Origin of the sequence: Aliiroseovarius sp. S1123 (assembly GCF_023015885.1) — a bacterium.
In the GTDB taxonomy this organism is placed as follows: Bacteria; Pseudomonadota; Alphaproteobacteria; order Rhodobacterales; family Rhodobacteraceae; genus Aliiroseovarius.
Genome location: NZ_JALKBE010000003.1, coordinates 210,067 through 224,258 on the forward strand (window position 1 = coordinate 210,067; position 14,192 = coordinate 224,258).

The following is a 14,192-nucleotide window of genomic DNA, read 5'->3' on the forward strand; positions in this document are numbered from 1 at the left end:
GAAAGAACAAAGAATATGACCATCAAAACGTGGAGCCTGATCGGGATTGCGGCCCTCATTGCCATTTTTCTTCTGGCGCGTGGCGGGGCGAATGACGGGGCGGACCCCGCAGCGGAAATTGCCGCAGGCGCGCCGATGGTGACGGTGCAACTGCCTGCCGAGCTGAGCGCAAAGGCGGTGATGGGAAAGCGCGCCTTCGACGCGGTTTGCGCAGACTGCCACGGGACCGATGCAGCGGGGCAGCAGGGCATCGCACCGCCGCTTGTGCACAAGATCTATGAACCCAGTCATCATGCGGACATGGCCTTCATGCTGGCTGCGCAAAGGGGGGTGACCGCGCATCATTGGGGCTTCGGCAACATGCCGCCGGTCGACGGCTTGACCCGGGCCGACGTTGCGAACATCATTGCGTACGTACGAGAATTGCAACGCGAGAACGGGATCAACTGAACGGTGCTTGGGGAAATTCGCAGATGGATCGGGCCCATGTTCGTCGCGGTCGGCATTTTTGTCGCCAGCCTGCTTTTGTCAGGTGGCGTTGCTGAAGCGCATGGCAAACATGCGCCCTCAGCAACAGCGGTCACCGCGCAGTCGGATACCGTTGATTTCGCTGATGACAATCAGGGAAACTGCTTTGGTGGTGCTTTTTGTTCTGGCCCTGCCATCGTCCAGCACAACTCTCTGCCTGCAGGCACAAGCGCCCACCGCGAGTGCTCTGCGCTACCTAGCAAGTTCCTGGGCCTTCCCGTCATATCCGGGATCGATCCACCACCTCCGCGCTTCCTGATGTGATCCCTTCCGTGCGCCGGTGGCGTAGAGATACAATCCAATCAGGAAAATCCGATGAAAACCAACAAACTACTTATGGGCGCGATGGCTGCGTCCGTACTTGCCGTGGCTAGCCAGTCCGTTCTTGCTCATGGGGGTGCCATGGGCATCGTCAAGGAACGCATGGATGGTATGGGCGTCATGAAAGAGGCCATGAAAGTTCTGACCCCGATGATGCAGGGCAAAGTCGACTACGACGCCGACGTGGTGCGTGATCGTGCAGGCGACATCAGCCAACATGCCGGAACGACCATGACGAAGCTGTTCCCCGAGGGCAGCACGGATGCCCCCTCCGAGGCGAAGCTTGAAATCTGGCAGGACTGGGAGAGTTTTGCGGCGCTGGCCGAGCAATTGCGCGTGACGGCTGACGGGCTGGCGGCGGCGTCCGATAACGGGTTGATGATGGCCGGCAACGCGCCTGCTGACGGTGGAATGATGGCTGGCCAAGGGGGCGCCATGATGGGCAGTGGCATGATGGCTGGTCAAGGCACGGGCATGATGGGAAGCGGCATGATGGGCGGACAAGGCGCAGGCATGATGGACTTCGCCGATATGCCAGCCGATGGCGTCTTTACCATGATGGGTCAGGTTTGTTCTGCTTGCCACACCCGTTTCCGGGCCGAGAAATAGGCCAAGACGATGCGCAAACTCTATCGTCTGGGTTTGGCTGGGGTGGTGGCTGCCTCGGCCAGCCTATCGGCACTGATTGCATGGCCAATTGGCCTACCCCCTACGCCGATAACACTGCAAGGCAACGTGGAACGCGGCGCGTATCTTGCGCGTGCATCTGGGTGCATCGCTTGCCACACCGACATCGCTGGCGGAGGCGCTCCCCTTGCCGGGGGGCTGGCCCTTGAGACCCCATTTGGGGCGCTGTATTCCCCGAACCTGACCACCGACCCCGATCATGGGATCGGCGGCTGGACGCAGGCTCAGTTTGCCCGCGCTGTCCGCGAAGGGGTCTCGCCCGAAGGGTACGCCTATTACCCGGCCTTTACCTACCCGTTCTATGCGAACTTCACGGATCAAGAGATCGCCGACCTCTGGGCTGCGTTCCAGACGGTACCCCCCGTCGCCACGCCGTCGCGCGCACCCGAAATGCAGTTTCCTTTCAACCAGCGTTGGGGCTTGAAGCTGTGGCGTGCGGCCTATCTTGAACCACCCCGGACCGAGCCCGTCGAAGGCAAGGACGAGATTTGGAACCGTGGCCGCGAACTGGTCGAAGGTGCCACCCATTGCGCCGCCTGCCATACGGGGCGGAATTTCGCAGGGGCCCGCAACTCGGATACCGAGCATTTCCAAGGAAGTGATACCCTGCCCGGCGGCGAGAAAGCACCCGCGATCGACCACGAAACTCTGACCAAAAGAGGATGGGATGTGGCAAGCATCGCTTACGCGCTGCGCACCGGCATCACGCCCGAGGGCGACGCCTTTGGCGGGACCATGGGTGAGGTCGTTCTATATGGCACAAGCTTTTTGACCGAAGCAGACCGAACAGCCATCGCAACATATCTGATGGATGAACACGAAGGTGGGTAAGTGCATGGACACATCACAGAAAGCCCAAGTGACTTCTGGGCCAAAACTGAACCGCCGCACATTTCTGGCCGGAACCGCCGCGCTTGCTGCGACGCCGGGATTTATACATGCTGAAACCATACCTCGGTTGGTGGCCCGCCCGGCGACCGCGCGCCTGCGGCCAGCTGAATACCCCGAGACACCGATCTGGGGATATGATGGCGGGGTACCTGGCCCTCTGTTGCGCCTGAAACAGGGCGAACGCTTGATGCGCAGACTGGTGAACGAGCTGCCACAGCCCACCTCTGTTCATTGGCACGGTGTGCGGGTGCCGAATGCGATGGACGGTGTTCCGGGTATAACGCAGGAGGCCGTCGCACCCGGCGGGCAGTTTGACTATGACTTCACCCCACCAGATGCGGGCACATTCTGGTATCACTCGCACAACCAATCCACCGAGCAGATCGCAAGGGGGCTCTATGGTTTGTTGATTGTCGATGAGGCCGAGCCGCCAGAAGTCGACCATGATATTTCTGTGGTGCTGGATGATTGGCGGCTTCGTGAAAGCGGAGAGATCATCGAAGATTTCGACCAAATGCATGACTGGACGCATGCGGGACGGATCGGAAACTTCGTGCAGGCATCCCTTTTGCCGCAGATATCGCAACTGCGCCGCCATGAGCGGCTGCGCCTGCGGCTGGTCAATGTCGCGGTGGACCGCGTCATGATGATTGGCATTCATGGCCTAAGCGGCGCCATCGTGGCGTTGGATGGCATGCCACTGCAAACGCCCGAACACACCGACCACGTTGTCCTTGGTCCGGCCCAAAGGGCGGATTTCATTGTAGATGTCACTGCTGACGAAGGTGACCAGGCGCTGATTGCCATCCATGAACGTGACGAGGCTTTCGTACTTGCAGATCTCCATGTTTCGGCCGGGGGCAGTTCGTCCGCGCGCGGGGCAATCAACCCTTTGCCATCCAATCCGCTTGTCCCTCTTGAGACAGCGCAGGCCACGACCGAGGCGCACTTGATCATGGAAGGCGGCGCGATGGGGGGGCTGCGTCAGGGGATTTGGAAGGGTGAACGCCTGTCGATCCAGCAATTGGTCGAACAAGGGCAGGTTTGGACTTTCAATGGCGTCGCAGGTCTGCCTGAAGCCCCATTGGTTGAGGTTGCCGTGGGCGACATTGTCGAAATTCCGATGCAAAACGACACGGCGTTTCCACACGCCATGCACCTGCACGGGCACCATTTTCAGGAACGTCTGGCCGATGGCTCGCTTGGCCCTCTGCGCGACACACTTCTGATGGATCGTGGGGAAACGCGCAGCATCGTGTTTCGGGCGGACAATCCGGGGGACTGGCTTTTGCATTGCCACATGCTGTCACACCAAAAGGCGGGTATGAAAACCTGGATCCGGGTGGCAGCATGAGACGCGGAACACTTGTTGCACTATGCGCTCCCGGGTTGATGGCCTTCGGCATCGCGTTCACAGCATTCAGCCCCGTAAATGCGCAAGCCAAGCCTGCACAGCAGCCTGTGGACTCGGATCTTGTTGCGGGCAAGGTCCTGTATGCAGAGAACTGTGCCGCTTGCCATGGCGCGAAGCTTGAGGGCCAACCCGACTGGCGGGCAGCGGGCGAGGACGGCGTCCTTCCTGCCCCACCCCATGACCAAACCGGTCACACTTGGCACCACGGCGATGCGTTGTTGTTTGACTATACCAAACGCGGTGGACAGGCTGCGCTTGAAACGCGCGGTGTATCTGGATTTGCCAGCGGGATGCCGGGGTTTGAAAGCAGTCTTAGCGATCAACAAATCTGGGACATCCTGGCCTTTATAAAATCCACCTGGCCTGAACGCATCCGCGAGATGCAGGCCACACGCACCACAGGTGAACAAATGCAGGGCGGTTCATGATTGCCCGGCTCGACCATTATCATCACATCTCGCGGCGGCCTCGGCCACAAGGGCCAAGATCATGCTGTCTGCGCGAACAACAAAGGAAAAGACATGACCAAACCGACACTTGACCGGCGCCTGTTTCTTGCGGGGCTTGGCGCCTCTTGCATCGGACTTGCCACGCCAATTAGTGCCTCTTCTCGCCCTCTGATACAGGTTCTAAAGGACCCGGATTGCGGCTGCTGTGGCGCCTGGATGGCAATCATGCAGCAAGAAGGCTTCGACCTGGAAGTTCAGAATGCCTCGTGGGATGCCCTGTCACGCTATAAGGAAACGAACGGTATCCCGCAGGACATGGTGTCATGTCATACCGGCGTGGTGAACGGGTACTTCATCGAAGGGCATGTACCCGCCGCTGACATCCGTCGCCTGCTGGCCGAGCGCCCTGATGCGGTGGGGCTGTCCGTTCCCGGAATGCCCTTTGGATCACCCGGCATGGGGCCAGAGAACGAGCGAGACGCCTATGTCGTCTACCTGATCCGCAAGGATGGTAGCACCGAGGTTTTCAACAACTACGACGCCGCCTGATCGGTGCGCTTTAGACAATAGACGCCGCGGGCGGGGCGTTCGACCTGCCCGTCGCGTACCAGATCCGACAGCACACGAAAGACGACCTCGTGGCTTAGCCCAAGGTCGCTGGCGAAAGCCACCACCGTTCCGGTCATCCACCCATCTGCAAGGCCCGCAAGAACCCGGTCCTGCGCAGACCGGATCGCCAGCAACTCTTGCTTGCGGCGATAAGACTGGACTTGCGCCGACAGCCGTTGAACCAGACCGATTGCAAAAGCAGTGTCCTCTGTCATGGCGCCCAACACGATGGCCTTGTCGAGTACGCGAACGGTACTGTCCCGGTCAGCGATGGCGTCACAGTGATAGTGGTCGCTGAATAGCGACGGCTCGGCCAGCGTGTCGCCTGGCCCTGCCCTGAACATCGTGACCAGCTGCCCCGCTTCCGTGTGGCGCACCAGACGCACCTCTCCTTGTTCAATAAAGAACATGCCGCGCGCCCTATCGCCCTGATGAAACAGATGCTCTCCGCCCGTCAAACTGCGGCGCGGCAGATCGGACAGGGGCAGGCCATCAAATGGCGCTGGGAGTGGGATCAAACTGCTCATTGTGATTCAAATCATATCCAACAGGCCCAAATGACGCCAGCTTTTGGAGCCACGCATTCGATCAAGAGGTCAAACATGCTCCGACACACAATATTCGCGATTGTCACATTGTTTGCAGCCGCGCCGATCTACGCACAGCACAGTCACGACCATGCGGGTGATATGCCGCAAACTGTCCTGCCGACCGAACCCGGTCAGGGCGCATTTGCCGCCATCGCCGAGATCGTTGCCTTGCTGCGCGCCGACCCAGAAACAGATTGGTCAGCGGTCGATATCGCGGCCCTGCGCCAGCATCTGATCGACATGGATGACTTGGTGACGCATGCCGACGTAACAACAGAAGACGTGCCAGAGGGCGCACGGTTCCACGTGCAAACCACCGGGATTGGAGGTGGCGCAGTCTCGCGCATGGTCCCCGCGCATGCGCCGGTGTTAAGTGCCGACACGGGCTGGACAAGTCAGGTGCTTTTGAACGGGGATGAAATTGTTTGGACCGTTACCTCATCGAAAGACGCTAAGATGATCCGGGCGCTGGGCTTCTTCGGCCTGATGGCCGTCGGCAATCACCACCAACCCCACCACTTGGGCATGGCGACAGGTACCATGGCGCATTGATCTAGACCAAAATTGTCGCTGGATAGCCTTCCTTGGCGAGCACGGCGAGCAAATCGTGATCCGTTAAGTCACTGGTGATCCTGACCTTGTGGGCGTCAAGATCAAACGCCAGTTGCGCCTGCGGATCAGCGGTCAAGACAGCTTTCTCAATCACGGCTTTACAGTGTCCGCAGCTCATGTCGGGGACATCGAATGTAAGCATACAAGGGCTCCTCTTGTGGCTTCACGTTTGCAGGTGGGGCTTCCCAAGGGGGAAGGTCAATGCTCAAGAAAATGTGTGGTTTCGCCCTTGACCCTCCCCTTACTGGAACCCCCATGTGTGACTCGAGAACCCGTTTAGTGGAGGGCACCATGTCCGAGAAATCCCAAATCCGGCTGTCCGTGGACGGCATGTCTTGCGCATCTTGTGTCAGCCGCGTCGAAAAGGCTTTGACGGCCGTTCCGGGCGTCGATAGCGCAGCGGTCAATCTGGCCTCTGAAAGCGCTGACATCGTGTTTTCCGAACCCGCAACCCTAACGTCTTTGGCTGACGCGCTAGAGCAATCCGGGTATCCGGCCCAGATGGCCGAGGTCACGTTGCAAATCGAAGCAATGACCTGTGCAAGCTGTGTCAGCCGTGTCGAGCGTGCCTTGACCGCAGTGCCCGGCGTTCTGAGCGCATCGGTCAATCTGGCCACCGAGACAGCGCAGGTAAGATACGCTGAAGGCGTTGTCACCCCAGCGGATTTGGCTCGTGCGGCCAGCAAATTGGGCTATCCAGCACAGGTCAAGCAAGGAAGCGATTCCGATCAGGCGAGCCGAAAACTGGCCGAGATCACCCGGCTGGGGCAGCTCACATTGGTGGCCGCCATTCTGGCCCTGCCCGTCTTTGTGATTGAAATGGGCAGTCATCTGTTTCCGGCCATGCATATGTGGATCGAACGTAGCATCGGCTTGCAGACAAGCCGCCTTCTGCAGTTTGTATTGACGACGATCGTGCTGTTCGGCCCCGGGTTGCACTTCTACACCAAGGGGTTTCCGCTGCTGTTTCGGGGCGCACCGGACATGAACTCTTTGGTCGCCTTGGGGACCTCGGCCGCCTACGGCTTTTCGGTCGTTGCAACCTTTGCGCCCGGCTTGCTGCCCGAGGGCACAGCAAATGTCTATTTCGAGGCAGCTGCAGTGATTGTCGTTTTGATCCTTCTGGGCCGTTGGTTTGAGGCGCGCGCCAAGGGCCGCACTGGCGAAGCGATCCGCAAATTGGTCGGGCTACAGGCCAAATCGGCCCGGGTCGAACGAGGTGACGACATCGTTGAAGTTCCGATTGATGACATTGCGGTGGGCGACGTGATCCATGTACGCCCCGGTGAAAAAATCGCCGTCGACGGAGAGGTCCTGTCTGGAAGCTCTTATGTTGACGAAAGCATGATTACCGGAGAGCCGGTGCCGGCTGAGAAAACCACGGGCGCCGAAGTGGTCGGGGCCACCGTGAACGGCACAGGCGCGCTGCGCTTCCGGGCGACCAAGGTGGGTGCCGACACGATGCTGGCCCAGATCATTCAGATGGTGGAACAGGCGCAGGGCGCGAAGCTGCCGATTCAGGGTCTGGTGGATAGAATTACCGCTTGGTTCGTTCCTGCCGTTATGGGCGTGGCCGCCGTGACCATCGTGGCCTGGCTGATCTTCGGCCCCGATCCCGCGCTGAGCTTCGCTCTGGTCGCAGGGGTTGCGGTCCTGATCATTGCCTGCCCGTGCGCAATGGGTCTGGCGACCCCCACCTCGATCATGGTGGGCACCGGACGTGCCGCCGAGCTTGGGGTGTTGTTTCGCAAGGGTGACGCGTTGCAAATGCTGGGGGAAACACAGGTGGTTGCTCTGGACAAGACCGGCACGCTGACGGCCGGGCGGCCGGAACTGACCGACCTGATTGTGGCAGATGGCTATGATCGTGATGAAGTCTTGCGGCTTGTTGCTGCCGTTGAAGCCGGATCCGAACACCCGATTGCCGAGGCCATCCTGCGGGCGGCCGAAGGGCGGGATCTGTCCCTTCCAACCGTCGAGAAATTCGCGTCAATCACCGGATACGGAGTAACCGCGACTGTGGAAGGGCGGCAAATTCTGATCGGCGCGGACCGACTGATGGCCCGTGACGGTATCGCGTTGGGCAAACTCGGCGACACCGGAACCGAGCTGGGGCAGCAAGGACGCACCCCGCTTTACGCCGCCATCGACGGCAAGATTGCCGCTGCCATCGCCGTATCGGACCCGATCAAACCCACAACACCCGCAGCGATTAACGCTCTGCACGATTTGGGTTTGAAAGTCGCCATGATCACAGGCGACAATCAGGGCACAGCCAATGCCATCGCGCGCAGTTTGGGCATCGATCATGTCGTGGCCGAGGTGCTGCCCGAGGGCAAGGTTACGGCCCTTGGCAACCTGCGGGAACATGGCAAACTGGCCTTTGTCGGGGACGGGATCAACGATGCCCCCGCCTTGGCGTCGGCCGATGTGGGGATTGCCATTGGCACCGGCACCGATGTGGCCATCGAAGCTGCAGATGTGGTGCTGATGTCCGGCGATCTGACCGGCGTGGTCAACGCGTTCGACATTTCGGCCCGGACCATGCGCAACATTCGCCAGAACCTGTTCTGGGCTTTCGGCTACAATACACTCCTGATCCCGGTGGCGGCCGGGGTGCTATATCCTACGTTTGGCCTGCTTCTGTCACCGGTTCTGGCCGCCGGTGCAATGGCGCTGTCCAGCGTGTTCGTCCTGTCAAACGCCTTGCGACTGCGCTGGGTCCGGCCTGCGATCGGCGCGGGAACATCGCCATCAGCGGCGCGCCCCGCAACTTTGAAACCTGCCACCGCCGCCAACTGAAGGGGAGGCTACCATGAACCTGAATATCGGAGATGTGTCCAAACGCACCGGCCTTCGCGCAAAAACCATTCGTTACTACGAGGATATCGGTCTGGTTAAACCGCTTAGGGATACAAACGACTACCGTGTCTTTCGCGAAATCGACCTGCACAAGCTGACCTTTCTCAGCCGCGCGCGCGCCTTGGGCTTTACCATTGACGATTGCCGCAACCTTCTGGCCCTCTACGAGGATGAAACGCGCGCCAGTGCAGATGTGAAAGAGATCACCAGCAAGCACTTGAAAGAGATCGAAGCGAAGATCAATGATCTTCAGGCCATGCACGCCACGCTAAGCCATCTGTCTAAAGAGTGTGCCGGCGACCACCGCCCGGATTGTCCCATTCTTGAAGGTCTCAGCGGTGATGACCGCCGCTAAGCTTGCCCATCAGATCCATAAGGAAAGTCGAACATGATCTCTCGTCGAACTCTGCTGTCCGGTCTTGGCGCCGCTGCTTTGATACCGCAGCTTCCGGTCCGCGCTTGGGCCACCACGCCTTCAAAGCCCCTGCAGATGCCGCCCTTGGTTGATGCCACTTCAAGCGGACAGTTCTCGCTGACCGCACAAGCAGGCGAGACGGATTTCCTGGGTCGTGCGTCAAGCCGAACCTGGGGGTTTGACCAGCCCTTCCTGGGGCCAACCGTCAGGTTGAACCATGCGGGCAACACTGCGGTCGCTGTTCACAACGCGTTGGACCAGGCGATCTCGGTGCACTGGCATGGGCTTGTGGTGCCCGGCGATGTGGATGGTGGTCCGCATCAGCTGGTTGACCCCGGCCAAACCTGGTCCCCTGTCCTTCCCATCGACCAACCCCCTGCAACCGTCTGGTATCACAGCCATACGCACGGCAAGACCGCGCAACAGGTGCAAATGGGTCTGGCGGGTGTTCTTCACCTGACGGACGGGCAGGACGATGCACGCGGTCTGCCAACCACCTATGGCACAGATGACCTGACCGTGGTCCTGCAGGATCGTCGCTTCGATCAGGATGGGCGCATGTCATATCGTGTGACCATGCATGACCAGATGATGGGGTTCCTTGGGGATACCATGGTGGTCAATGGGCAAGTGGGTGCCACCGCCATCGTCCCAAAGGGGGTGGTCCGCCTGCGCCTGCTGAATGGCTCGAATGCGCGGATCTATACTTTGGCGCTGTCTGATGGCCGCCCCATGCATTTGATCGGCACCGATACGGGCCTGCTGGACGCCCCCATCACGCTGGAAACCCTAAGCCTTGCGCCGGGCGAGCGGTATGAAGTTCTGGTGGATTTCGGCAACGGGAAGGACATTTCGCTTCTGAGCGGACAGAACGTCAACGAAGGGATGATGGGTGGCATGATGGGGCGGCGGCGCCCTTCTGGACCACCGTTCGAGGTGCTGCCCTTTGTCGTCGATCCGGCGGCGCCAGTCCGGATAACCCGAGTGCCCGATGCGCTGGGTGGATCGCGTCCGAACATGGATGCGAGTTCAGCCGCCCGACGCCGGATCACGCTCGATATGGCCATGGGTCCCGGCATGATGATGCGTCGCGCCGAAGACCGGTTCTCGATCAACGGTCAAGCGTTCGACATGTCGAAGATCAACTTCAAAACACAGGTGGGGCAGGTCGAAAAATGGCGGGTATCGGCCAACATGATGATGCACCCCTTCCATGTCCACGGTGTCATGTTCCAGGTGCTCAGCGAAAACGGACGCCCCCCACTTCCACAAAACCTGGGCTGGAAGGACACGATCCTGATTGATGGTGAGGCTGAGATCTTGATGCGGTTCGACCGTCCGGCGACAGAAGCACTCCCCTATATGTTCCACTGCCATATTTTGGAGCACGAGGATGGCGGCATGATGGGGCAGTTTACCGTGAGTGGTTAGGGCATTGCTTGCGCAAATGGCATTGGACGAAAGCAGTCATTCGCCACCTATGTCTCCAGATGCATAGCAATTGGTTGGGTGCTCAATAATCTGCAACTCTGTGGCCGTTGCAGCCATGGTGTTGGCTCGAACAACTTTCTGCACCTTTGCCAGGTTCGCCGCTTTTCGCGCTACGCCATTAAGCGCGGCTTTCGTTTGTCTGGACGCAGGTTTGGCCCTGACGGGGGGAAGGCGTGCGGCCTAGTTCCGGGACGTCTCTTCATCCGGGCGAGGAGGATTCATCCACAGCACGACAAGACGGGCGAGAAGGATAAGGCCGAACGTTACAAGCGTCGCCGTCGATTCCCCCATAAACTGGGAGAACGCCAAATAGGCGGCACCTCCTGCCAACGAGATCGTAGCATACAGGTCTTCACGCAAGACGCTTGGGGTAATGTTGCACAAGAGATCGCGGATCATGCCACCCGCCGTACCGGTTACGCAGCCGATTACGATGGTCAGAACCGGCGCAACCCCGGCTTCCAAGGCAACCTGAACGCCGGTCAGGGTGAACAGCGCCAACCCGACCGCATCCAGATACATCAACAGGGCCAACCGCCGCCCGTTGCCTGTCGGCATGCGTGCCGCGACGAAGAAACTCAGCAACGATGAAGGGACCGCCACCATTAGAAAACGTAGGTCAGAGATCCAGAAAACCGGGGTCAGCCCCAAAAGCAGATCCCGCAGCGTGCCCCCGCCAACAGCGGTGACAACGCCCAGAACGGTTGCGCCGAATAAATCAAGGTTGAAGCGACGCGCCTGAATTGCAGCTGAGGCCGCCATGACCGCAGTTGCGATCAGCGATAGTGGCACGAAGAGAAGTGTAAGCGATTCCATCGCTCGCAACTTAGCCGTCGCAGGCACCGGTGACGAGCAATTCTGCCATAAATGCGTCGCGGGCCGGTGTGGCGCAGCGCTGGTGCATTGGACAGGCAGAGCTGATCCCCCAGCACTCTGCACAGACCGCAACCTGACAAAACGCTGACACTCTCATTCAGACTTTTGACGCGGCCAAGGTGCTATCAGGGGTAGAGGCGCCCGAATCAATAGCGCCCGAATGGAAAACAAAGGACAGAGCAAATGACCAAAGAAGACGACAAGGTATTTTCCCGGCGCAAGGCGCTGACCCGCATTGGTGGGCTGGCATTGGCCGCCTACTCCGTACCCGCGCTGACCACGCTGTCGGCTGCCCACGCATCTTCGGCGCCTTCGCCGGCCAGCGCTCCGTCGCCTGCAAGTGCACCGTCGCCTGCAAGCGCGCCGTCGCCGGCAAGCGCACCTTCCGAAGCCAGCGCACCTTCCGAAGCAAGCACGCCTTCCGAGGCCAGCGTACCTTCCGAGCCGAGCGGCCCGAGCGGCCCCCGCGTGGCAACGGCTGAAGAATGCACCAGCGGCGGTGGAACGGTGGTTACGCGCGCAGATGGTGTTAAAGTCTGTGAAAGCTAAATCGATCTGGGTTATCCCCACCTGATCGACGGCCTGCCCGCACAGTAATTGTGGGCAGGCCAGATTGCGTTGACGCGCAAGGGGGAAATCGCTGGTATGATCAGCGACAAATAGGAGCGGAGCGTGGTGGAACCGCAGTATGTGCAATTTGAGGGTCTGAAGCATCCCGTCGCGTTGGAAAACGCAGACGAGATTGCAGCGATGCTGCCCACAGTCCTTTCTGCCTGGCCGCACCACACCCTGAACACTCCACCAAGTGATCCGCCGTTCGTCACCATCCGTCCCGCTGGGCCAGACCGCTGGGACGTGATCCGTGCGGACCAGCCCGAAACGCCCCGTACCTGGGATGGGGTCAACACAGTCTGCGACATCGTCGCCGAGATGGCGTGGGAGCGGCTGCGCTCGGACCCTGATTTGCTGTGCCTGCATGCTGCGGCTATTGATTTTAACGGGCGTCTTGTGGTGATGCCTAACGCCAGACGCGCCGGCAAGAGCACCTTGGCTATTGCCTTGGCGCGTCTGGGTAGACCCCTGTATTCAGATGATTTTCTGCCCGTGCGCGTGGATGCGACCACGCGAAGCTGCGCGGGCATCGCGAACGGAATTCAGCCGCGCCTGCGTTTGCCTCTACCTGAAGGCTTCAGCGACAGCTTTCACGATGATGTTGCGCAGGATCCCGGCCCGTCGAACCGCCAATACAAATATCTTACCAAAGCACCCGTCGCCCCATGGGGCGAAAGCCTTCCCTTGGGCGCGATGGTGATGCTCGAGCGTCGCGACGCGCCGCAGCCGCCGCAGCTTAGCCCGATGGCACGCGAAGACGCGCTGGCCAGCCTGATCACCCAGAACTTCGCACGCACGCGTCACGCGGGGGCGATCCTGCGCTCGGTCGACCTTTTGACGCGCCACTTGCCAATCTATCGGCTGAGCTATCATTGCGCCGAAGAGGCCGCCGAATACCTGTCGACCCACCCGGATCTGGCAGCTCTGCCTGCCGCCCAGCTGCCCGAGCTTGCACAAGATGACCGTCAGGCGCCCTTAGACCAACTTAACCGCCCTGCCCCCGACTTCACCAAAAATCAGTGCTATGTACAGGCTGCAGGCGTGGCCGAAAGCGTGGTGGGCGACGAGGCGTTTCTGGCTGATGGATCGGGGCTTGGCATTTTCCGCTTGAACCCGGTATCGGCCGCGATCTGGGCCTTACTGGAAGAGCCGACAGACCTGGCCGAGGTCGTCGAGATCCTGTCCGAGGCGTTTCCAGATGTCCCCGTTGACCAAATCACGACAGACAGCGAAAACCTGATGCGCAGCTTGGCCCGCGCGCGTCTGATCACCCCTGCCTCTCACAGCATGGCAGCGCAATGAGCGGCAGCAAGCGCATATCACGCCGCGCCGCGTTGCTTCGGTTGGGACTGGGGGCCGCCAGTGCCTATATGGCGCCCAGCATGGCTGGACTAAGCCTAGCCCGCGCTTCCTCTAGCGCGCCTTCCCCGGCCTCGTCGCCCAGCCCCGCCTCTTCTCCGTCCCCGGTCAGCCCGGCGTCACCGCCCTCTCCGGCCAGCACGCCAAGCATACCCAGCGGGCCAAGCATTCCAAGCGGGCCGAGCATTCCAAGCATTCCAAGCGGACCCAGCGGACCCGGAACCTGCCGAAGTTCTTCCATCGGCGGCAGCGCCCAGATCTCGCGTCAGGACTATCAACGCGCCCAACGCGCGATTGCGCGTGGGGATGCACGACCGCTACAAGAGGTCTTGAAGAACGTGCAGTCCAAGCAGCCCGGCAAGTTGCTCCAAGTCGGGTTTTCTGACACAGGAAAGCGAACGAAGTTTAGAGTGCTGATCGTTGATCGGTCCGGCGCGGTCGTCTCGGTCTCGGTTGATGCGGGCTCGGGGCGGATC

The 14,192-nt window shown here is 60.3% G+C and carries 17 protein-coding genes; 12 read left to right on the forward strand and 5 right to left on the reverse strand.

Annotated elements, in window-relative coordinates; translation table 11 throughout:
• Positions 1–15 precede the first annotated feature (15 nt).
• From MWU53_RS07820 to MWU53_RS07850, 7 genes are all read left to right on the forward strand, one after another.
• Positions 16–450, forward strand: a complete 435-nt coding sequence (locus MWU53_RS07820; protein WP_247092148.1) for a cytochrome c — start codon at positions 16–18, stop codon at positions 448–450.
• Positions 451–486: 36 nt separating this feature from the next.
• Positions 487–792, forward strand: coding sequence for a hypothetical protein (locus tag MWU53_RS07825; protein WP_247092150.1), 306 nt, complete (start codon positions 487–489; stop codon positions 790–792).
• Between the two features lie 51 nt (positions 793–843).
• Positions 844–1,458: a cytochrome c gene (locus MWU53_RS07830; protein WP_247092151.1), complete on the forward strand. Its 615-nt coding sequence runs from the start codon at positions 844–846 to the stop codon at positions 1,456–1,458.
• Positions 1,459–1,467: 9 nt separating this feature from the next.
• Entirely contained in the window at positions 1,468–2,367 is a 900-nt protein-coding gene (locus MWU53_RS07835; RefSeq protein ID WP_247092153.1) for a cytochrome c, read from the forward strand.
• Positions 2,368–2,371: 4 nt separating this feature from the next.
• Complete coding sequence (locus MWU53_RS07840; RefSeq protein ID WP_247092155.1) at positions 2,372–3,781, forward strand: multicopper oxidase family protein; 1,410 nt, start codon at positions 2,372–2,374, stop codon at positions 3,779–3,781.
• Complete coding sequence (locus tag MWU53_RS07845; protein ID WP_247092157.1) at positions 3,778–4,269, forward strand: cytochrome c; 492 nt, start codon at positions 3,778–3,780, stop codon at positions 4,267–4,269. The genes MWU53_RS07840 and MWU53_RS07845 overlap by 4 nt, the downstream gene beginning before the upstream one ends.
• A gap of 93 nt (positions 4,270–4,362) precedes the next feature.
• Positions 4,363–4,839 carry a DUF411 domain-containing protein gene (locus tag MWU53_RS07850; protein WP_247092159.1) on the forward strand — a complete coding sequence of 159 codons (477 nt, stop codon included), beginning with the start codon at positions 4,363–4,365 and terminating at the stop codon, positions 4,837–4,839.
• Here MWU53_RS07850 and MWU53_RS07855 read toward each other — a convergent pair.
• Positions 4,824–5,426: a Crp/Fnr family transcriptional regulator gene (locus MWU53_RS07855; protein WP_247092161.1), complete on the reverse strand. Its 603-nt coding sequence runs from the start codon at positions 5,424–5,426 to the stop codon at positions 4,824–4,826. The genes MWU53_RS07850 and MWU53_RS07855 overlap by 16 nt on opposite strands.
• A gap of 75 nt (positions 5,427–5,501) precedes the next feature.
• On the opposite strand from MWU53_RS07855, the gene MWU53_RS07860 reads away from it, so the two are divergent.
• Positions 5,502–6,041, forward strand: coding sequence for a hypothetical protein (locus MWU53_RS07860; RefSeq protein WP_247092163.1), 540 nt, complete (start codon positions 5,502–5,504; stop codon positions 6,039–6,041).
• Between the two features lies 1 nt (position 6,042).
• Here the strand turns inward: MWU53_RS07860 and MWU53_RS07865 are convergent, their stop codons facing one another.
• Entirely contained in the window at positions 6,043–6,243 is a 201-nt protein-coding gene (locus MWU53_RS07865; protein ID WP_247092165.1) for a heavy-metal-associated domain-containing protein, read from the reverse strand.
• Positions 6,244–6,392: 149 nt separating this feature from the next.
• Between MWU53_RS07865 and MWU53_RS07870 the strand changes: the two genes are divergently transcribed.
• The 3 genes from MWU53_RS07870 to MWU53_RS07880 are packed head-to-tail and all read left to right on the forward strand — an operon-like array spanning position 6,393 to position 10,809.
• Positions 6,393–8,903 carry a heavy metal translocating P-type ATPase gene (locus MWU53_RS07870; RefSeq protein WP_247092167.1) on the forward strand — a complete coding sequence of 837 codons (2,511 nt, stop codon included), beginning with the start codon at positions 6,393–6,395 and terminating at the stop codon, positions 8,901–8,903.
• A 19-nt stretch (positions 8,904–8,922) separates the two neighbouring features.
• Positions 8,923–9,318 carry a Cu(I)-responsive transcriptional regulator gene (gene cueR / locus MWU53_RS07875; protein ID WP_247092523.1) on the forward strand — a complete coding sequence of 132 codons (396 nt, stop codon included), beginning with the start codon at positions 8,923–8,925 and terminating at the stop codon, positions 9,316–9,318.
• 33 nt (positions 9,319–9,351) lie between these two features.
• On the forward strand, positions 9,352–10,809 hold the full coding sequence (locus MWU53_RS07880) for a multicopper oxidase domain-containing protein (protein ID WP_247092169.1): 1,458 nt from the start codon (positions 9,352–9,354) through the stop codon (positions 10,807–10,809).
• A 240-nt stretch (positions 10,810–11,049) separates the two neighbouring features.
• Here MWU53_RS07880 and MWU53_RS07885 read toward each other — a convergent pair whose 3' ends face one another.
• Positions 11,050–11,685: a trimeric intracellular cation channel family protein gene (locus MWU53_RS07885; RefSeq protein ID WP_247092171.1), complete on the reverse strand. Its 636-nt coding sequence runs from the start codon at positions 11,683–11,685 to the stop codon at positions 11,050–11,052.
• A 317-nt stretch (positions 11,686–12,002) separates the two neighbouring features.
• Positions 12,003–12,236, reverse strand: a complete 234-nt coding sequence (locus MWU53_RS07890) for a hypothetical protein (protein ID WP_247092173.1) — start codon at positions 12,234–12,236, stop codon at positions 12,003–12,005.
• 181 nt (positions 12,237–12,417) lie between these two features.
• Here MWU53_RS07890 and MWU53_RS15990 point away from each other — a divergent pair, with 181 nt between their 5' ends.
• Positions 12,418–13,659 carry a PqqD family protein gene (locus MWU53_RS15990; RefSeq protein ID WP_247092174.1) on the forward strand — a complete coding sequence of 414 codons (1,242 nt, stop codon included), beginning with the start codon at positions 12,418–12,420 and terminating at the stop codon, positions 13,657–13,659.
• 64 nt (positions 13,660–13,723) lie between these two features.
• On the opposite strand, the gene MWU53_RS07900 is transcribed toward MWU53_RS15990, so the two are convergent.
• A complete protein-coding gene (locus tag MWU53_RS07900) occupies positions 13,724–13,957 on the reverse strand; it encodes a hypothetical protein (protein WP_247092175.1) in 234 nt (77 codons plus the stop codon).
• Positions 13,958–14,192 lie beyond the last annotated feature (235 nt).

Coding starts and splice junctions, on each gene's coding strand:
- MWU53_RS07820 (WP_247092148.1), top strand. CDS start 16: ATGACCATCAAAACGTGGAGCCTGATCGGGATTGCGGCCCTCATTGCC.
- MWU53_RS07825 (WP_247092150.1), top strand. CDS start 487: ATGTTCGTCGCGGTCGGCATTTTTGTCGCCAGCCTGCTTTTGTCAGGT.
- MWU53_RS07830 (WP_247092151.1), top strand. CDS start 844: ATGAAAACCAACAAACTACTTATGGGCGCGATGGCTGCGTCCGTACTT.
- MWU53_RS07835 (WP_247092153.1), top strand. CDS start 1,468: ATGCGCAAACTCTATCGTCTGGGTTTGGCTGGGGTGGTGGCTGCCTCG.
- MWU53_RS07840 (WP_247092155.1), top strand. CDS start 2,372: ATGGACACATCACAGAAAGCCCAAGTGACTTCTGGGCCAAAACTGAAC.
- MWU53_RS07845 (WP_247092157.1), top strand. CDS start 3,778: ATGAGACGCGGAACACTTGTTGCACTATGCGCTCCCGGGTTGATGGCC.
- MWU53_RS07850 (WP_247092159.1), top strand. CDS start 4,363: ATGACCAAACCGACACTTGACCGGCGCCTGTTTCTTGCGGGGCTTGGC.
- MWU53_RS07855 (WP_247092161.1), bottom strand. CDS start 5,426: ATGAGCAGTTTGATCCCACTCCCAGCGCCATTTGATGGCCTGCCCCTG.
- MWU53_RS07860 (WP_247092163.1), top strand. CDS start 5,502: ATGCTCCGACACACAATATTCGCGATTGTCACATTGTTTGCAGCCGCG.
- MWU53_RS07865 (WP_247092165.1), bottom strand. CDS start 6,243: ATGCTTACATTCGATGTCCCCGACATGAGCTGCGGACACTGTAAAGCC.
- MWU53_RS07870 (WP_247092167.1), top strand. CDS start 6,393: ATGTCCGAGAAATCCCAAATCCGGCTGTCCGTGGACGGCATGTCTTGC.
- MWU53_RS07880 (WP_247092169.1), top strand. CDS start 9,352: ATGATCTCTCGTCGAACTCTGCTGTCCGGTCTTGGCGCCGCTGCTTTG.
- MWU53_RS07885 (WP_247092171.1), bottom strand. CDS start 11,685: ATGGAATCGCTTACACTTCTCTTCGTGCCACTATCGCTGATCGCAACT.
- MWU53_RS07900 (WP_247092175.1), bottom strand. CDS start 13,957: ATGGAAGAACTTCGGCAGGTTCCGGGTCCGCTGGGTCCGCTTGGAATG.